This window comes from Amycolatopsis sp. Poz14 (assembly GCF_006704225.1).
Lineage (GTDB): Bacteria > Actinomycetota > Actinomycetes > Mycobacteriales > Pseudonocardiaceae > Amycolatopsis > Amycolatopsis nivea.
In genome coordinates this window covers 4,261,527-4,279,188 of sequence record NZ_JACLHD010000001.1, presented here as the reverse complement: position 1 = coordinate 4,279,188, position 17,662 = coordinate 4,261,527, and the positions used below count along the sequence as shown (strand labels likewise).

Sequence of the window (17,662 nt, the reverse complement as noted above, 5' to 3'; positions counted from 1 at the left end):
CCGCACCCGGCCACCCGTTTTCGCGATTTAACTTGCACGCAATGTAATTGCGCACTACCTTCATGGGAGCAGCACCCCCAACCGTTTCGAAGGAGACAGCGATGCCCAGCCGCGACGCGACCACCCACTGGACCGGCGGACTGCAGAAAGGCAAGGGCGAGGTCACGTTCGACTCGTCGAACCTCGGCACCTACGAGGTGTCCTTCCCGACCCGGGCGGGCGACCCGGACGGACAGACCAGCCCCGAGGAACTCATCGCCGCGGCCCACTCGAGCTGCCTGGCGATGAACCTCTCCGGCGTGCTGGAGTCCCAGAAACTGGAAGCCGAGTACATCGACGTCTCCGCCGAAGTGACCCTCGGCCCGGCCGACGGCGGCGGTTTCGAAATCAGCGGCATCGCCATCACCCTGCGCGCGAAACTGGACGGCGTCACCGCGGACCAGTTCGCCGAGCTGGCCAAGACCGCCGAACAGACCTGCCCGGTCTCCAAGGCCCTCTCCGGCACCACCATCACCCTGGACGCCGCACTGGCCTGACCGTAGTTCGCGAGGGGAACCCTGACGGAATCCGATTCCGTCAGGGTTCCCCTCACGACGTTCCCCCGCACGACTCGCGGCACCCGGTTTTGTCGGTGGTCGCTCCTACGATGCGGATCATGAAAAAGCATGTCGACGAAGACCTGCACGACGCGGAGTTCCGCGAATGCGACCTGACCGGCGCGCGCCTGATCGGCGTGGTCATGCAGGACGCCGTGATCGACGGACTCGTCTCCAACCTCGTGGTGAACGGCGTCGAAGTCAGCGGCTACGTCGAAGCAGAACTGGACCGCCGCCACCCGGTGCGAGTACTGATCCGCTCCGACGACCTTGCCGACCTGCGCGAAGCAGCACGCCAACTCCGCGCCGGCTGGACCACGACGATCGAGCGCATCCGCCGCACCCCAGGCATCGAACACCGCAGCGTGAACGACGAATGGTCGGCCGCCCAAACGATGCGCCACCTGGTCTTCGTCCACGACTCCTGGTTCCGCCGCTGCTGCCGAGGCTCGACGGCACTCTTCACCCCCATGGGCATCGGCCCGACCGTCGAGCCCTACCGCGAAGCACACGGCCTGAACCTCTCGGCAACTCCGTCCCTGGACGAAATCGCGACCGTGCGCGACGCACAAACCGCCGAACTAGAGACCTGGCTGAACGAGATCACCGCCGCCGAACTGGCAGCCCCCGCCCCAGTACCCGACGACGACGTCTGGCCGCCCTACGCAAGAGGCCGCACAGTACGCCAATGCCTACGCACAGTGCTCAACGAAACCTTCGAACACCACGGCTTCTGCGTCCGAGACCTAGACCTCATCGACCAAGCCAACTAAAAAGCCAAACAAACCGCAGCCAGCGCACCCAACCCATCAAGGCAGCCACACCTCCCCCACCCCCGATACGAAGGCCCAAAACACGGCGAGGGGGTGCTTGTCAAGGCATCTTTCCCGCCTTGACAAGCACCCCCTCGCCGTAGTCACACTCAAAAATCGGGGTGCCCCATCTCACCACTCACGGCGCAATGTCGCCGCCAGGCGACGAGCCGCCTCAGGAAAACGCAGCCACATTACCCTTCGCCCACTCAGCAAAAGAAACCCCCGACCGCCCCAGCAATTCCTCAACCACCCCAGTAGGCACCTGCGGCTCCCGATCAGTAACCGCGAAATTCTCCAGCAACCACGAAGCAACCCCTTCCGGATACCCAGCCCCCACCCACTCGGCAACCTGCTCCTCCGGAGTCAACTCCACAAACGGCAGCGTCTTCCCCAACGCACCCCCGATAGCCGCAGCCATCGCCTCAAGAGAAATCCCCTCCGGCCCACTCAACTCATAAACCCGCCCCACATGCCCCTCGCTACCCAACACCTGAGCGGCAACCGCAGCGATATCCCCCAAATCAATAGGCGTCTGAGTAGCCCGAGGATAAACCGACCGAACCTCCCCACGCTCCCGAATCGAAGACGCCCACCCCAGAGAATTCATCATGAACGCCCCAGGCCGCAAAAACGTCCACGCAAACCCGCCAGCCCGAACCGCATCCTCAACCGCGGCAAACCCATGCCCGCTGGAAGCCGGATGCGTATCCCCCACGCTGGACCCGGACAACGCGACCACCCGCCGAACCCCAGCCCCCGCAGCCATTTCGCAAAACCGCGAAACAGTCCGCGCATAAGGCGCCAGATAAACCGCCTCGACCCCCTCCAACGCAGCAGGCAACGTCGACGGCTTGGCCAACGACCCGACCACCACCTCAACCCCGCCAGGCAACGCCGCCCGCTCCGGATCCACCGTCAACGCCCGCACCGGCACCCCGCGAGCCACCAGCTCGTCGACCACCAGCCGCCCGACGTTGCCCGTCGCACCCGTCACCAGAACCGTCATGCCCCCACCTTCTCGTATGGCGTACGAACCCGACAAGCGTACGCCATACGAGAAGTCCGCGCCACGAAAACCTCGCGCATGGCAATGCCAATGAGAACGACGTCTGCCTCGACGCACACCCGCGCCCGCACGAGTCGCTCCCGCCGCGCGCAGGCGGCTACGTCACCAAATCCCAGGCCTCGTGCGTGTTCATGCCGGTGAGAACCCGGCACTCACGAGGTGATAGTCGGCAACTCCGGCGCGGAAACGTCGTAGATCTTCCCCTGCTGCGTCAGCAGCGCGGCCAGCACCTTCGCCTTGCGGTCGGTGTTCTCCGCGTTCCCCCACCGCACCGTCTTGCCGGTGGAGAGCGTGAACTCGACACTCGCCGGCGTCTGCGCGGTGACCGTCTTCGTCTGCTTCAGCAGCTGCTCCGGCAGGACCCCGAGCACCGCGGTCACCGCGCGGGTGACCGGGTCGTCCACCGACACCTTCGGCAGTTTCAGCTCGGGCAAGCCGACCGGCCGGGTCTTCACCGTCTTGAACACGACCCCGCCGCCGTCGACGAGGTGCACCCCGTCGCCGCCGGGTCCGCTGTCGAAGAACGCGATCGCGGTCCGTTCGGTCACCGCGATCTCCAGCGTCGTCGGCCACGACCGGGACACGTCGACCGTCGCGATGCCCGGCATCTGCGCCACCCGGTCGCGGATCCCGTCGACGTCCGCGCGCAGCATCGGCTGCCCGGGAGGCACCGCGGCGGTCGCGCGGATCTGGTCCGCCGACACGGTTTTCGCGCCCTGCACCTCGATCGTCTTCACCGCGAGCAGCGAGCTGAAGAACAGCAGGTACCCCAGCGCGACCAGGGTGACCACGGTCAGCAGCGCGACCCAGCGACGGCGGATCTCCTTGCCGCGCGAGGGCCGGGACTTCCGCGCGGAAGCCCGCGTCGAGCGGCTCGAACGCGCGGAGGTGCGGGCGCGGGTGCGCTGGCGTTCCTCCTCAGTCCGCCGCCCGCGGCGTTCCCGGGCCAGGGCGGCACGCTGCTCCTCGCCCGCACGAGGCGCGGGCGAGCGACGGCGCTGCCGGGTCCCGGTCATGCTCCCGAGGCCCTCCGGTCCAGCTCGGCCAGGATCTCCGGGCCGAGCTGCGTCACGTCGCCCGCGCCCATGGTGATCGCGAGGTCGCCCGGCCGGACGAGGTCCGCGACCAAGCCGGCGGCCACGTCGAAGGCGGGCTGGTAGTGCACCGGCACGGTCACCCGGTCGGCGATCAGCGCACCGGTCACGCCCGGCACCGGCTCCTCGCGCGCGCCGAACACGTCGAGCACCACGACCTCGTCGGCCAGCGACAACGCTTCGGCGAACTCGGCGGCGAAAGTCTGCGTGCGCGAGTACAGGTGCGGCTGGAACACCACGACGACCCGTCCGCTGCCCGCCGCCGTGCGCACCGCGCGCAGCTGCGCGGCCACCTCGGTCGGGTGGTGCGCGTAGTCGTCGTACACCCGGACGTCGCCCGCGCGGCCCTTGAACTCGAACCGGCGGCGCACCCCGCCGAACGCGGCGAGCCCGGCGGCCATGCCGTCCAGCGGCGCGCCGAGTTCGAGCCCGGCGAGCAGCGCGGCGACCGCGTTGAGCGCCATGTGCTCGCCCGGCACCGCGACCCGCAGGTCGTGTTCTTCGCCGTCCAGCGCGATCCGCACGACGCCGCCGTCCGGCGCGGGCGTGTAGTCGAGCACGCGCACGTCGCCTTCACCGGAAGCGGCACGGCCGTAGCGACGCACCCGTACCCCGGCGGCGGCAGCCTCGTCGCCGAGCCGGGCCGCGCCCTCGTCGTCCGCGCACACGATCAGCAGCCCGCCCGGCTCGATCTGGCCGACGAAGTCGCTGAACACCTTCACGTACGCCTCGGCGGTGCCGTGGTGGTCGAGGTGATCGGGCTCGACGTTCGTCACCACCGCCACCGACGGCGTGTAGGTGAGGAAGGAACCGTCGCTCTCGTCGGCTTCCGCGACGAACACGCCGCCCTCGCCGTGGTGCGCGTTGGCCCCGGATTCGTTGAGGTCGCCGCCGATCGCGAACGACGGGTCCATCCGGCAGTTCTGCAGCGCCACGGTGAGCATCGACGTGGTCGACGTCTTGCCGTGCGTTCCCGCGATGCACGCGACGCGGTGCCCGGCCATCAGCCCGGCCAGCGCCTGCGCGCGGTGCAGCACCGGGATGCCCTGCTCGCGGGCCGCGGCGAGTTCCGGGTTGGTCTCCTTGATCGCGGTCGACACCACGACGGCCGACGGCGGTTCGGCCAGCTCGGCGAGGTTCTCCGCGGTCTGGCCGACGAACAGCGTCGCGCCCTGCGCGCGCAGCGAAAGCAGCGCGCGCGATTCCTTGGCGTCCGACCCGGACACGGCGGCGCCGCGGGCGAGCAGGATCCGCGCGATGCCGGACATCCCGGCCCCGCCGATCCCGATCAGGTGCGCCCGGCGCAGCTGCGCGGGCAGTTCGGGCGTGTCAGGCACCGGCGGCCTCCAAAACGATGCGGGCGAGGGTCTCGTCGGCCTCGCGGTGGCCGAGCCCGACGGCGGCCGCGCTCATCGCGGCGACCCGGTCGGCGTCGGTCACCAGCGGGATCACCAGTTCGGCGACCTTCTCCGCGGTGAGGTCGGCGTCGGCGACCATCAGCGCGGCGCCGGCGTCGACCGCGGGCTGGGCGTTGACCGCCTGTTCGCCGTTGCCGTGCGGCAGCGGGACGAACACCGCGGGCAGCCCGACCGCGGACACCTCGGCCGCGGTCATCGCGCCGGAACGGCACACCACCGCGTCCGCCGCGGCGTAGGCCAGGTCCATCCGCTCCAGGTACGGCACCGGCACGTACGGCGGGCGGCCGGGAAACTCTTGCACCACAAGGGAATTCTTCGGCCCGTGCGCGTGCAGCACGCCGACGCCCGCCTCGGCGAAGTCCTTCGCCGCACCGGAAACCGCCGAGTTGATCGACGCCGCGCCCTGCGAACCGCCGAACACCAGCAGCGTCGGCGCGTCCGGGTCCAGCCCGAAGAATGCGCGGGCCTCGGCGCGCAGCGCGGCCCGGTCCAGCGACGTGATCGAGCGGCGCAGCGGAATGCCGACCACCTCGGCCTTCGGCAGCGGCGTGCCCGGCACCGCGACCGCGACGCGGGACGCGAACCGAGCGCCGACCTTGTTGGCCAGCCCGGCCGACTTGTTCGCCTCGTGCACCACGATCGGCGTGCGGCCGCGCGCGGCGAGGTACGCCGGCAGCGCGACGTAGCCGCCGAAGCCGACCACGACGTCCGCGTGCACCCGGTCGAGCACCTCGCGGGTGCGGCGGACCGAATCGCGCACCTTCAGCGGCAGCCGGAGCAGCTCCGGCGTCGGCTTGCGCGGCATCGGCACCGGCGGGATCAGCTCCAGCGGGTACCCGCGCGCGGGCACGAGCTTGTTCTCCAGTCCGCGTTCCGTGCCGAGGGCGATCACCTCGGCGTCCGGGCGCAGCCGCTTCACTGCGTCCGCCAGCGCGAGCGCGGGCTCGATGTGCCCGGCGGTGCCCCCGCCCGCGACCACGACGACCGGCGCCCGGCCCGCTGCCGACCGCTGCGTTCCCTTGACGGGCTTGCTCACCGATGACCTCTCCGGTTCGCGGTGCTCCGGGCACCGCGGTTCGCTGTAGTCCGCCGCGCCGACCGGCGGCGTTCCTGTGCCGGTGCGGGCCGGGCCGCACGCGGCGCCGGCCGGGCCGCCCTCGTCCCGGTCCCCGCTCCGCGCGTTCCCTTGCGGGTGGACGGCGGGCGGTACGGATCGGGCGCGGGCAGCCGCAGCAGGCGTCCGAATTTACCCGGCCCGTGCGAGCGCAGTGCGGCCACCGCCTCGGGTTCGTGCCGCGCGGCGTTGGCCAGCACGCCCATGATGAGCATGGTGATCACGAGCGACGTGCCGCCGTAGGAGATCAGCGGCAGCGTGACGCCGGTGACCGGCAGCAGCCCGACCACGTAGCCGATGTTGATGGCCGCCTGCGCGACGAGGAACACCGTCAGGGTGCCCGCGACGATCCGGATCCACGGGTCGATGTTGCGGGTGGCGATGCGCAGGCCGACGACGGCCACGCCGGCGAACAGCGCCAGCACGACCGCGCAGCCCACGAAGCCCAGTTCCTCGCCGATCAGCGCGAAGATGAAGTCGTTCTGCACGTTCGGCAGGTAGCCCCAGTTCGACGCGCCCTGCCCGAGACCCTTGCCGAACAGCCCGCCGTCGGCGAGCGCCAGCTTGGCCTGGTTCGCCTGGAACCCCTCGGCCGAGGTGTCCGCGTCCGGCGACAGGAACGACATCACCCGCGCGAGCCGGTAGGGCGCGATGATCGCCAGCACCAGCACGCCGCTCAGGCCGCCGGCGAGGATCACCCCGAAGAGCCGTTTCGGCGCGCCGGCGAACCACAGCAGGCCCAGCAGCACCACCGCGAGGGTGATCGTGCCGCCGAGGTCGGGCTGCAGCATCACCAGCGCGAACATCAGCAGCGCCACCGGGACGACCGGGACGAGCAGATGCCGCCACTGGTGCAGCACGTTGTACTTGATCACCAGGATGTGCGCGCCCCAGAAGGCCAGCGCCACCTTCGCCGCCTCGACCGGCTGGAAGGTGAACACGCCGAGCTTGAACCAGCCCTGCGAGCCGTTCACCGTCGACCCGAGCGGCGTCAGCACCAGCAGCAGCAGGCCGAGGCAGGCGACCGTCATCGTCGCCGACATCCGGCGGACCCGCTCGAGCCGGACCCGCAGGCCCACCCAGAACACGATCCCGCCGATCGCGACGAACATCAGGTGCCGGAAGAACAGCGCGTACACGCCGCTGCCGGTCTTCGGGTTGTAGGAGGCCACCGACGACGCGGACAGCACCATCACCGCGCCGATCACGGTGAGGATGCCGGTCAGCGCGAGGACCAGGTGGAACGACGCCAGCGGCCGCGACAGCCAGGCGGTCAGCGCGGTCCGGAGCGCGACGAACGGGCTTTCCTTGCGGACGCGCCGCGGCCGGGGCTTGTCTCCGTCAACGACCGTCATCCGCCGCCCCCGCCGCGCCGTCGTCCAGAGCACGCACCGCGGCTTCGAACGCGTCGCCGCGCGCTCCGTAGCCGGAGAACATGTCCAGCGAGGCGGCGGCGGGCGCGAGGAGCACCACGTCACCAGGACGAGCCAGGGCGCTGGCCGCATTCACCGCCGCAGTCATGGGCTCATCGTCACCCGGAAGGAGGCGGTTGACCGGGACATCCGGCGCGTGTCGCGCGAGAGCGGCCTCGATCACGGGTGAATCGGCGCCCAGCAGCACGGCGGCGCGCAGCCGTCCGCCGACCGCGGCGACCAGCTCGTCCACCGACGCGCCCTTGAGCTGCCCGCCGGCGATCCAGACCACGCTTTCGTGCGCGAGCAGCGAGCCGAGCGCGGCGTGCGGGTTGGTGGCCTTCGAGTCGTTGACGTAGCGGACTCCGCCGACCTCGGCGACCTCCACCGCGCGGTGCGGCGCGGGCTCGTAAGCGCGAAGCCCCGCGCGCACCGCCTCCGGAGTCACGCCGTGCGCGCGGGCGAGCGCGGCCGCGGCGAGCGCGTTCGCGAGGTTGTGCGGTCCGGCCGGGCGGACGTCGGCGATCTCGGCCAGTTCCTCCGCGCTCGTCTCCGGGTCGGCCCCGAAAGCACGGTCCACCAGCAGGTCTTCGACCAGGCCCAGTTCGCCGGCGCGCGGGGTGTCGAGCACGAACCCGATCCGCCGGGCGCCGTCCGGCGCGTGCTCCTCGGCGATCCGCGCGGACCACGGGTCGTCCACGTTGTGCACGACGGCGCGCGAACGCTCGTGCGCGCGGCCCTTCGCGGCGGCGTACTCCTCCATCGAGCCGTGCCAGTCGAGGTGGTCCTCGGCGAGGTTCAGCACCACCGACGCGTCCGGCGCGATCGTGGACGACCAGTGCAGCTGGAAGCTCGACAGCTCGACGGCCAGCACCTGGTGCCCGCCGCGGACCGCGTCCAGCACCGGATAGCCGACGTTCCCGCAGGCCACCGCGTCCGCGCCGGCCGCGCGCAGGATCGACTCCAGCATCCCGACCGTGGTCGTCTTGCCGTTCGTGCCGGTGATGACCAGCCACGCGGGCGGATGCTCGCGCAGCTGCCCGATCCGCCACGCCAGCTCGACGTCGCCGATCACCTCGACGCCCGCCTCGGCCGCCGCGACCAGCAGCGGGGACGTCGGCCGCCAGCCGGGGCTGGTCACGACGAGCGCGGTGTCCGCCGGCGGTTCAGTGAGGCCGGGGACCAGCTCGGCGTCCAGGTCCTCCAGTTCGGCGAGCCGCTCGGCGTTGCCGTCGGTGACCGTGACCCGCGCGCCCAGTTCGCGCAGCACGGGGACGACCGATTTCCCGGTGACGCCCGCGCCCGCGACGAGAACGTGTTTGCCCTCAAGCTGCAAGGCTCAGCCTCCGAAGTTGAGCTGCTCGCTGTAGAACAGCCCGAGCCCGAACATGCAGCAGATCGCCGAGAGCAGCCAGAACCGGATGATCACCGTGGTTTCCGCCCACCCGGCGAGCTCGAAGTGGTGGTGGAAGGGCGCCATCCGGAACAGCCGCCGCCGCGTCGTGCGGAAGACCGCGATCTGCGTGACCACCGAGATCATCTCGACCATGAACAGGCCGCCGATGACGATGGCGAGCAGTTCGGTGCGGGTGGTCATGGACAGCCCGGCGACCAGGCCGCCGAGGGCGAGCGACCCGGTGTCGCCCATGAAGATCTTCGCCGGAGCCGCGTTCCACCACAGGAACCCGATGCAGGCCCCGGTGGCGGCGGCCGCGACGACCGCGAGGTCGAGCGGGTCGCGCACGTCGTAGCAGGCCGGGAGCGGCTGGGTCGAGCAGGAGAGCCGGGCCTGCCAGAACGAGATGACCACGTACGTCGCGAGCACCATCGCCGCCGCGCCGCCCGCCAGGCCGTCGAGGCCGTCGGTGAAGTTCACCGCGTTCGACCAGCCGGAGATGACGATGTAGCAGAAGATCACGAACACGACCGACGGGAACGTGATCAGCGCCAGGTCGCGGACGTAGGACAGGCTCTGCGACGCCGGGGTGAGCCCCTGCGCGTCCTTGAACTGCAGCGACAGCACCGCGAACAGGATGGTGACCACCAGCTGGCCGACCAGCTTCGCGGTCTTGTTCAGCCCGAGGTTGCGCTGCTTGCGGATCTTGATGAAGTCGTCGAGGAAACCGACCACGCCGAGCCCGACCGCGAGCATCAGCACGAGCAGGCCGGACGCCGAGGGCGCGGCCGAGCGCGAGTTGCCGATCCAGGTGATCAGGTGCGCGACGAAGTAGCCGACGACCATCGCGATGATGATCGCGACGCCGCCCATGGTCGGCGTGCCGCGCTTCGACTTGTGCCCCTGCGGGCCTTCCTCGCGGATCTCCTGGCCGAAGCCCTGCCGCGAGAAGACCCGGATGAGGTAAGGCGTGAGCAGGATCGAGACCAGCAGACCCGCCGCGGCCGCGATCATGATGTTGATCACGCGTGACCACCGTTCGAGCGTTCGGAAGACGAGGAAGAGAGGTTCCCGGGTTCGGCCAGCAGCGCCTCGGCCACCCGCCACAGACCGGCGGCCTTGGACGCCTTGACCAGCACCACGTCCCCGGGACGGAGCTGATCATGCAGCACGGCGACGGCGGCCTCGACATCGGGTACCAGCACCGACTCCTCGCCCCAGGAACCCTCCTGGAACGCGCCCTGGTGCATGGCGGCCGCGTCCTGGCCGACCACGACGAGCTTCTCGATGTTGAGCCGGACCACGAGCCGCCCGATCGAGTCGTGCGCGGTCACCGAGTCCTCGCCCAGCTCGCCCATCACGCCGAGCACCGCCCACGCGCGGCGGCCGGAGCGGCTCATCGAGGCGAGCGCCTTCAGGCCGGCCCGGACCGATTCCGGGTTGGCGTTGTACGAGTCGTTGAGGATGGTGACGCCGTCCGCGCGGGTGGTGACGTCCATCCGGCGCTCCGAGCGCCGCTGCAGCGACGACAGCCGCTGCGCGATCTCCTCGGTGGTCGCGCCCAGCTCGCGCGCGATGGCGGCGGCCGACAGCGCGTTGCCGACGTGGTGCTCGCCGTGCAGTGGCAGCGTCACCTGGGCCTCGCCCTCGGGCGTGATCAACCGGAAGGACGGGCGGGCCTCGTCGTCGACGGTGATGTCGGCGGCCCGGACCTGCGCCCCGGCCGACTCCCCCACGCCGACGACGCGGGCCTTCGTGCGGCTCGCCATGGCCGAGACGAGCGGGTCGTCCAGGTTCAGCACCGCCAGGCCGTCTTCCGGCAGCGCCTCGACCAGCTCTCCCTTGGCCTTCGCGATGCCCTCGCGCGAGCCGAACTCGCCGACGTGCGCGCTGCCGACGTTGAGCACCGCGCCGATCCGCGGCGGCGTCGTCTCGGCGGCCGCGGCGATGTGCCCGACGCCGCGCGCGGACATCTCCAGCACGAGGAACCTGGTCGACGCGTCGGCGCGCAGCGCGGTCCACGGATGGCCCAGCTCGCTGTTGAACGACCCGGGCGGCGCGACCGTCGGGCCCATCGGCTCGATCAGCTGCGCGATGACGTCCTTGGTCGAGGTCTTGCCGGACGAGCCGGTGACGCCGATGACGGTCAGCCCGCCCGCCGCCAGCCGGTCGACGACGTGCCGGGCCAGCTTGGCCAGCGCGGCCAGCACCGCGGCGCCGGAGCCGTCTTTGTCGCCGGTCAGCGCGACCGACCCGGCGTTGCCCTGTCCCGGCGGCAGCGGCGGCACGACGATCGCGGGCGCGTCGACCTCGCGCGCGGCCAGCACGCCGGCCGCGCCGGCCTGGACCGCCTTCGCGGCGAAATCGTGCCCGTCGACGCGTTCGCCGGGCAGGGCGAGGAACAGCCCGCCGGGGCCGAGCTCGCGGGTGTCGAATTCGACGCTGCCGGTCACGACAGCGGATCCGTCGGTGCGGTGCAGCCTGCCGCCGACGACGTCGGCGATCTCGGCCAGGCTCAGCTCGATCACGCGGTCACCTCGAGACGCTTGCGGATGGCGGCCTCCAGTTCGTCCCGGTCGGAGAACGGGTGCACCACACCCTGGATCTCCTGGCCGGTCTCGTGGCCCTTGCCTGCGATCAGGACGATGTCCCCCGGCCGGGCGAGCGACACCGCGGACGCGATCGCCTCGCGCCGGTCGCCGATCTCCACGACCTCGCCGCCGGCCGCGGGCCCGACGGCGCGGGCGCCGGCCATCATCGCGGCGCGGATCGCGGCCGGGTCCTCCGAACGCGGGTTGTCGTCGGTGACGATCAGCAGATCGCTGCGGCGCACCGCGGCCTCGCCCATCATCGGGCGCTTCGCGGTGTCGCGGTCGCCGCCGCAGCCGAGCACGGTGATGATCCGGCCGTCGGTGCGGGCGCGCAGGGCGTCGAGGCCCTGCGCCACGGCGGCCGGTTTGTGCGCGTAGTCGACCACCGCGGTGAACTCCTGGCCGAGGTACACCCGCTCCATCCGGCCGGGCACCTCCACCGCGGCGAGCCCGGCGACGATGTCGTCGGCGTCGATGCCCGCGCTGTCCAGGATCGCCGCGGCGAGCACCGCGTTGGCGACGTTGAACGTGCCCGGCAGCGGGATCTTCGCCGCGCGGCCGATCCCGTCCGGCCCGAGCAGGGTGAAGGTCTGCTCCCCCGCCGGGGTCGCCGCGATGTCGGCGGCCCGCCACAGGGCGTCGGTCCCGGCCTCGATCGAGACGGTCACCGTCTGCGGCGTGAGCAGCGCCTGCCCCCACGCGCTGTCGACCACGACGACCTCGGTGGTCGACCGGCCGTCGAACAGCAGGGACTTGGCGGCGAAGTACTCCTCCATGTCCTTGTGGAAGTCGAGGTGGTCCTGCGACAGGTTGGTGAACGCGCCCACCGCGAACCGGGTGCCGTTGACCCGGCCGAGCGCCAGCGCGTGGCTGGACACCTCCATCGGCACGTGCGTGACGCCGCGCTCCAGCATCACCGCGAGCAGCGCCTGCAGGTCCGGGGCCTCCGGCGTGGTGAACCCGCTGGCGAGGCGCTCGCCCGCGATCCGGGTCTCGACCGTGCCGATCAGGCCGGTGGTGCGCCCGGCGGCGCGCAGGCCCGAGTCGACCAGGTAGGAGGTGGTGGTCTTGCCGGAGGTGCCGGTGACGCCGAGCACGGACAGGCTCAGCGACGGCTCGCCGTAGATCCACGCGGCGATCTCGCCGAGCGCGGCGCGCGGGTCCGGGTGCACGAGGACCGGCACCGGCGCGTCGCGCAGCGCGGGCCGGTCGGCTCCGCTCGGGTCGGTCAGGACGGCCGCGGCTCCGGCGGCGAGGGCCTGGTCGCTGAAGTCGGCGCCGTGCGCGCGGGCTCCGGGGAGGCCGGCGAACAGGTCACCGGGGAGCACGTGCTGCGCACGCAGCGTGGTGCCGGTGACGGTGAGGTCGGCGGCCTCGGGACGGTCGGCGATCAGCCGGGCTCCCGCACGGGCGAGCAGAGTGGCCAGCGGGACCGGGTCGATCCGGGCCGGGCGGGGCGGCGCGGCGGCCGCCTTGGCCGGGCTGTCCGGCAGCGACGCGGCAGCGGGCCCGCTTCGGGGCTGGGACGAGGACACGGACACGCCGGAGAGGTTACCGAGGCCGGATCCGGGTGACCCAACGCGGTACGGCGAACGCGCGCCCCCGCCCCGGGTGTGGTAGGCGGGGCGGTCAAGATCGTTGCGGCGCAACCCTTTCCCCGGCGCCGCACCGGCCCGTGTGGACGATCGGCGCGCGTTCCGGCCCGGATCCGCCGCCTGCGGTGCGTCCGCATTCGCCGCCTGGCCGCTATGTCGGCCGCAGTGAACGCACCCGACGCGCCGTGCGGTGCACACCAGCCGCGACCGCCCGGCCCCCGCGGAAATGCGTGAAGGGCTCCTTGTGGGAATCGGATTCCCTCAAGGAGCCCTTCACGGACAACCGAAGCGGCCGGGGCGGTCAGCCGACGACGAGCGGCACCACCGGCGACGGGCCGTCGGACAGCGGAATCTGGTACCGCTGCGACAGGTACGACGCGATCGAGTGGAACAGCGGGCCCGCGGAATGCCCGGCGGGCAACGTGGTGTCCGGCGCGTCGAGCCGGATGCCGACGACGAACCGCGGGTGGTCGGCGGGCAGGATCCCGGCGAAGGTGATGTTCGCCAGGCTCGAGCTGTACGCCTTGGTGCGCGGGTCGATCTGCTGGCCGGTGCCGGTCTTGCCGGAGATCTGGTAGCCCTCCAGCCCGGCCGAGGGCGCGGTGCCCGCGTTCGGGCTCTTCGCGTTCTGCACCACCGCGCGCAGCATGTCCCGCACCGTTTTCGCGGTCTCCGGGCTGACCACGCGCTCGGTCTTCGGCGGCGCTTCCGGCGTGACCGTGCCGTCCGGGTTCTTCTTCGCCTTCACGATCCGCGGCTCGACGCGCAGGCCGTCGTTCGCGATCGCCTGGTACATCCCGGCCATCTGCACGACGGTCATCGAAAGGCCCTGCCCGATCGGCAGGTTGCCGAACGTGGACGCCGACCAGTCCTTGCGCGGCGGCACGTAACCGGAGCTCTCGCCGGGAAGGCCGATGCCGGTCTTCTGCCCGATGCCGAACTTCTTCAGCAGCGCGAGGTACCGGTCCGGGCCGACCTGCTGCGCGAGTTCCAGCGTGCCGACGTTGGAGGATTTCGCGAACACGCCGGTGGTGGTGAACGTCTGCGTGCCGTGCACCCACGCGTCGTGGACGGTCCGGTCGGCGACCTTGATCGAGCCCGGCACCTCCAGCGTCGAGGTGGGCGTGGCGATCTTGTCGTCGATCGCCGCGGTCGCGGTGACCACCTTGTTCACCGAACCGGGCTCGTACGGCGTGGTGACCGGGCGGTTGTTGAGCAGGTCGTCCTTGATCGTGGACGGGTCGTTCGGGTTGAACGTGCTCGCGTCGGCCAGCGCGTACACCTCGGACGTCTTCGCGTCCATGATGACCGCCTGGCCGCCCTTGGCGTTCGCCTTCGCGACGTAGTCGGCCAGCTGGCGCTGCAGTTCGAACTGCAGGTCGGAATCTATGGTCAGCTCCAGATCGGAGCCCGGGACGGCGGCGGTGAGCACGTGCTCGGTGCCCGGCAGGTACAGGTTGTCGTTGCCGTTCTGGGTGTTCACGATCTCGCGGCCGGGCGTGCCCGCCAGGTCCGCGTCGCGCGATTTCTCCAGCCCGATCACGCCGTGCAGGTTGTGCTTCGACACGTCGGGGTCGTCCATCCGCCAGTTCGCCAGGCCGACGATGTTCGACGCGAGGTTGTCGCCCGGGTATTCGCGTTTGGCGCGCTTCTCCACGCTGATCCACGCGTACTTCTTGACGATCTGGTCGGCCACCGAAGGCTCGACGTTGTCGACGAGGTAGGTGAAGGACTGCTGTTTGTGCAGCAGTGCCAGCTGTTCGGCCTCCGTCGTCAGGTGCGGGACTTTCTGCGCGATCAGCTTCGCCGCGCCGGCCACCTCGGTTTCGAAGGTGCGGCCCTTGTCCGGGTACTTCTTCGCGTACTCGTCCATCGTCTTGTGCAGCGCGCGCAGGTTCACCGACAGCGTGCGGGTTTCCACGCTGAACGCCAGTTTCGCCCCGTTGCGGTCCACAATGGACCCGCGCTGCGCCGGGATGTCGATGGTGAGCGTGCGCTGCCGTTCGGCCGCCGCGGACAGCGCGGGGGCCTCGAACCACTGCACCTGCACCAGTTTCGCGCCCGCCACCACCATCAGCACGACGAGCATGATGCGCACCGCGGAAAACCGGCTGCGCTGTCCGCCGTTGCCCCGTTTCGCGACCGCGCGGCGGGTGCCCGCGGCGTAGGTCCGCCGCGCGCTGCCCGCCGCCCGGGAACGGCTGTTGCCGCCTGCCGCCATCACTGCCCTCCTGCGGTCCCCGCGGGCGTGCCCGACAGGTCGCCTTCGATGCCGCCCTCCGGCGGAGCGACCGGCTGCGCCGGGGGCGCGGCCGTGTCCTGCTCGTCCGGCTGGGCCTTCTTCGGTTCGCCGACGACGGTCGTCTTGCCGTCCTTGCCGACGACGATGCGCGCCGGGTCGCCGCCGGGCACCATGCCCAACTGCTTGGCCGCGGGCGCGAGAGACGCCGGGGACTGGGCCTTCGCGACCTCGCGCTCCAGCCGGTCCTTCGTCTCCATCAGCGAAGCGCTGTCCGTGCGCAGCTTTTCGAGCCGGTACGAATCGGCGATCGCCTGCGTGGTGAACCACAGCGTCGCGGCGACCCCGACCGCCAGCAGCCCCATCATCACGAGCACGAACGACGCGCGCGAACGCGGCCAGCGCAGCTGGAACCGCGTGCGCACGGTCTTCGTTTCGACCCGTTCCGGTTCCGCGACGGGCTTTTTCGGCGCACGCTGGCGCAGCAGGTCGGCCCGCTGCGCCCGCCGGGCGTACGCGCGCTCGGCCGCCGTCGTGCGCCGCCGCGCCGGAGCGTCGGTCTCGGCGACGGTGTTCCGCGGTGCCCGCTCCGCAGCGGTCGACGACGAGCGGCGGGACTTCGTAGGTGCGGTCATCGCGGCTCTCCGATCCGTTGTGCTGCACGCAGCCGTACCGAGGCGGCCCGCGGGTTGTGCTCGATCTCGCGCTCGCCGGCCTTCTCCGCTCCCCGCGTGAGGAGCTTCAGTTCCGGCCCGTGCCCGGGCAGTTCGACCGGAAGCCCTTCCGGCGTCCGGGATTTCGCCAGTTCCGCGAGCGCCTGCTTGACCAGCCGGTCCTCGAGGGACTGATAGGACTCGACGACGATCCGGCCGTCCATCGCCAGCGTGCCCAGCGCCGCGGGCATCGCCCGGCGCAGCACTTCCAGCTCGCCGTTGACCTCGATCCGCAGCGCCTGGAACGTGCGCTTCGCCGGATGCCCGCCGGTGCGCCTGCTCGCCGCGGGCACCGCGGAGTAGAGCAGTTCGACCAGCCTTCCGCTGCGGGTGAACGGTTCCTTCTCCCGTTCCGCCACCACGGCGCGGACGATCCGCTGCGCGAACCGTTCCTCGCCGTAGTCGCGCAGGATCCGGATCAGCTCGCCGGGCGCGTAGGTGTTGAGCACGTCGGCCGCGGTGAACCCGGTGGTCGGGTCCATCCGCATGTCGAGCGGCGCGTCCTGCGAGTAGGCGAACCCGCGTTCGGTGCGGTCGAGCTGCATCGACGAGACGCCGAGGTCGAACAGGATTCCGTCCACTTGGGACAGTCCGAGTCCGGACACCGCTTCGGGCAGTCCGTCGTAGACGGTGTGGACCAGGTCGACGCGGTCGCCGTGCCGCGCGAGCCGCTCCGCGGAGCGCTCGAGCGCGGCCGGATCGCGGTCGAGACCGATCAGCCGGAGCCGGGGGAACGCGGCGAGCAGCGCGTCGGAATGGCCGCCGAGGCCGACGGTCGCGTCGACGAGAACGGCGTCGCGATCCGCCAGCGCGGGGGCGAACAGCTCGACGATGCGGTCCAGCAGCACCGGCACGTGCTCGGCTTCGTCCGCCATGTCTTCCCCCTTTCTGCCGCGAGTGTTTCCGGGGAAGATGCGGCGGATGCCGTCAGGTCCCTGCCCGCCCGCTTGCTGACCTGGCACCGGGGAAGGTGCGCCAGGGTCAAAGAGCGGACAGAGGCCTCACGGCATCCGCGTCGAACGGCGTACCCGCGTCCCCCGACGACGCAGGTCCGCCCGGGGCGCCTCCTAGAAGACGCCCGGCAGAACTTCCTCCCGAGCCTGTGCGTAGCTGTCCTCGTGTTCGTCCAGGTAGCCCTGCCACGCCTGGGCGTCCCAGATCTCGAGCCGGGTGATCGCGCCGATCACCACGCACTCCTTGTTGAGCCCCGCATACCGGCGCAGCTCCGGCGCGATGGCGACGCGCCCTTGCCCGTCCGGACGTTGCTCGTCCGTCCCGGCGAACAGGTAGCGCTGGTAGGCCCGCACCGCCTCGTTGGTGAACGGGGCTTCGGCGACCTTCCTGGCCATCTGCTCGAACTCGGCTCGGGGGAAGACGAAGAGACAGTGGTCCTGCCCCTTGGTGACCATCAGCCCGCCTGCCAAGGCTTCGCGGAACTTCGCGGGCAGCGTGAGCCGCCCTTTGTCGTCCAGCTTCGGGGTGTGGGTGCCGAGAAACACCGGCCTCCACCTCCCTACCGGATCCGGTTGGCTCCCCACCCGGTCCCGGCTCGGGGGCTCCCTTCCGCCCCACTGGCCACCACCGTACCCCACTTTTCACCACAGTCAACGAGT

Annotated in this window: 15 protein-coding genes; 2 read left to right on the top strand and 13 right to left on the bottom strand. The window is 71.2% G+C overall.

Going from position 1 to position 17,662, the window contains the following annotated elements:
- Window positions 1-101: 101 nt before the first annotated feature.
- Window positions 102-536, top strand: a complete 435-nt coding sequence (locus FKO37_RS20430) for an OsmC family peroxiredoxin (protein ID WP_037812437.1) — start codon at window positions 102-104, stop codon at window positions 534-536.
- Window positions 537-655: 119 nt separating this feature from the next.
- Entirely contained in the window at window positions 656-1,369 is a 714-nt protein-coding gene (locus tag FKO37_RS20425) for a DinB family protein (RefSeq protein ID WP_238605455.1), read from the top strand.
- Window positions 1,370-1,583: 214 nt separating this feature from the next.
- Here FKO37_RS20425 and FKO37_RS20420 read toward each other — a convergent pair whose 3' ends face one another.
- The 13 genes from FKO37_RS20420 to mraZ form a co-directional block, all read right to left on the bottom strand.
- Window positions 1,584-2,417: an NAD(P)H-binding protein gene (locus FKO37_RS20420; RefSeq protein WP_238605454.1), complete on the bottom strand. Its 834-nt coding sequence runs from the start codon at window positions 2,415-2,417 to the stop codon at window positions 1,584-1,586.
- A gap of 212 nt (window positions 2,418-2,629) precedes the next feature.
- The gene (locus tag FKO37_RS20415) at window positions 2,630-3,493 is read right to left on the bottom strand and encodes a cell division protein FtsQ/DivIB (RefSeq protein ID WP_134669164.1); all 864 of its coding nucleotides are present in this window, start codon (window positions 3,491-3,493) and stop codon (window positions 2,630-2,632) included.
- Complete coding sequence (murC, locus tag FKO37_RS20410; protein ID WP_238605453.1) at window positions 3,490-4,908, bottom strand: UDP-N-acetylmuramate--L-alanine ligase; 1,419 nt, start codon at window positions 4,906-4,908, stop codon at window positions 3,490-3,492. The genes FKO37_RS20415 and murC overlap by 4 nt, the downstream gene beginning before the upstream one ends.
- Window positions 4,901-6,025 carry an undecaprenyldiphospho-muramoylpentapeptide beta-N-acetylglucosaminyltransferase gene (gene murG / locus FKO37_RS20405; RefSeq protein WP_238605452.1) on the bottom strand — a complete coding sequence of 375 codons (1,125 nt, stop codon included), beginning with the start codon at window positions 6,023-6,025 and terminating at the stop codon, window positions 4,901-4,903. The genes murC and murG overlap by 8 nt, the downstream gene beginning before the upstream one ends.
- Window positions 6,022-7,458: a putative lipid II flippase FtsW gene (gene ftsW / locus FKO37_RS20400; protein WP_037812789.1), complete on the bottom strand. Its 1,437-nt coding sequence runs from the start codon at window positions 7,456-7,458 to the stop codon at window positions 6,022-6,024. The genes murG and ftsW overlap by 4 nt, the downstream gene beginning before the upstream one ends.
- Window positions 7,445-8,851 (bottom strand): UDP-N-acetylmuramoyl-L-alanine--D-glutamate ligase, encoded by a 1,407-nt coding sequence (gene murD / locus FKO37_RS20395; RefSeq protein WP_037812443.1) that lies wholly within the window; start codon window positions 8,849-8,851, stop codon window positions 7,445-7,447. Before murD ends, ftsW begins: the two co-directional genes overlap by 14 nt.
- A gap of 3 nt (window positions 8,852-8,854) precedes the next feature.
- Window positions 8,855-9,937: a phospho-N-acetylmuramoyl-pentapeptide-transferase gene (gene mraY, locus FKO37_RS20390; protein WP_037812444.1), complete on the bottom strand. Its 1,083-nt coding sequence runs from the start codon at window positions 9,935-9,937 to the stop codon at window positions 8,855-8,857.
- Complete coding sequence (gene murF, locus FKO37_RS20385) at window positions 9,934-11,439, bottom strand: UDP-N-acetylmuramoyl-tripeptide--D-alanyl-D-alanine ligase (RefSeq protein ID WP_037812446.1); 1,506 nt, start codon at window positions 11,437-11,439, stop codon at window positions 9,934-9,936. Before murF ends, mraY begins: the two co-directional genes overlap by 4 nt.
- On the bottom strand, window positions 11,436-12,995 hold the full coding sequence (locus FKO37_RS20380; RefSeq protein ID WP_238608300.1) for a UDP-N-acetylmuramoyl-L-alanyl-D-glutamate--2,6-diaminopimelate ligase: 1,560 nt from the start codon (window positions 12,993-12,995) through the stop codon (window positions 11,436-11,438). Before FKO37_RS20380 ends, murF begins: the two co-directional genes overlap by 4 nt.
- Before the next feature lie 403 nt (window positions 12,996-13,398).
- Entirely contained in the window at window positions 13,399-15,318 is a 1,920-nt protein-coding gene (locus tag FKO37_RS20375) for a penicillin-binding protein 2 (RefSeq protein ID WP_134728571.1), read from the bottom strand.
- Window positions 15,318-15,971, bottom strand: a complete 654-nt coding sequence (locus FKO37_RS20370) for a hypothetical protein (protein WP_238605451.1) — start codon at window positions 15,969-15,971, stop codon at window positions 15,318-15,320. The genes FKO37_RS20375 and FKO37_RS20370 overlap by 1 nt, the downstream gene beginning before the upstream one ends.
- Entirely contained in the window at window positions 15,968-16,924 is a 957-nt protein-coding gene (gene rsmH, locus FKO37_RS20365) for a 16S rRNA (cytosine(1402)-N(4))-methyltransferase RsmH (protein WP_043838460.1), read from the bottom strand. Before rsmH ends, FKO37_RS20370 begins: the two co-directional genes overlap by 4 nt.
- A 192-nt stretch (window positions 16,925-17,116) precedes the next feature.
- The gene (mraZ, locus tag FKO37_RS20360) at window positions 17,117-17,548 is read right to left on the bottom strand and encodes a division/cell wall cluster transcriptional repressor MraZ (protein WP_009080393.1); all 432 of its coding nucleotides are present in this window, start codon (window positions 17,546-17,548) and stop codon (window positions 17,117-17,119) included.
- Between the last annotated feature and the right edge of the window lie 114 nt (window positions 17,549-17,662).

Excerpts from the sequence above, each read along its gene's own strand:
- FKO37_RS20430 (WP_037812437.1), top strand. The coding sequence starts at position 102 with ATGCCCAGCCGCGACGCGACCACCCACTGGACCGGCGGACTGCAGAAA.
- FKO37_RS20420 (WP_238605454.1), bottom strand. The coding sequence starts at position 2,417 with ATGACGGTTCTGGTGACGGGTGCGACGGGCAACGTCGGGCGGCTGGTG.
- rsmH (WP_043838460.1), bottom strand. The coding sequence starts at position 16,924 with ATGGCGGACGAAGCCGAGCACGTGCCGGTGCTGCTGGACCGCATCGTC.
- ftsW (WP_037812789.1), bottom strand. The coding sequence starts at position 7,458 with ATGACGGTCGTTGACGGAGACAAGCCCCGGCCGCGGCGCGTCCGCAAG.
- FKO37_RS20370 (WP_238605451.1), bottom strand. The coding sequence starts at position 15,971 with ATGACCGCACCTACGAAGTCCCGCCGCTCGTCGTCGACCGCTGCGGAG.
- FKO37_RS20425 (WP_238605455.1), top strand. The coding sequence starts at position 656 with ATGAAAAAGCATGTCGACGAAGACCTGCACGACGCGGAGTTCCGCGAA.
- FKO37_RS20375 (WP_134728571.1), bottom strand. The coding sequence starts at position 15,318 with ATGGCGGCAGGCGGCAACAGCCGTTCCCGGGCGGCGGGCAGCGCGCGG.
- FKO37_RS20415 (WP_134669164.1), bottom strand. The coding sequence starts at position 3,493 with ATGACCGGGACCCGGCAGCGCCGTCGCTCGCCCGCGCCTCGTGCGGGC.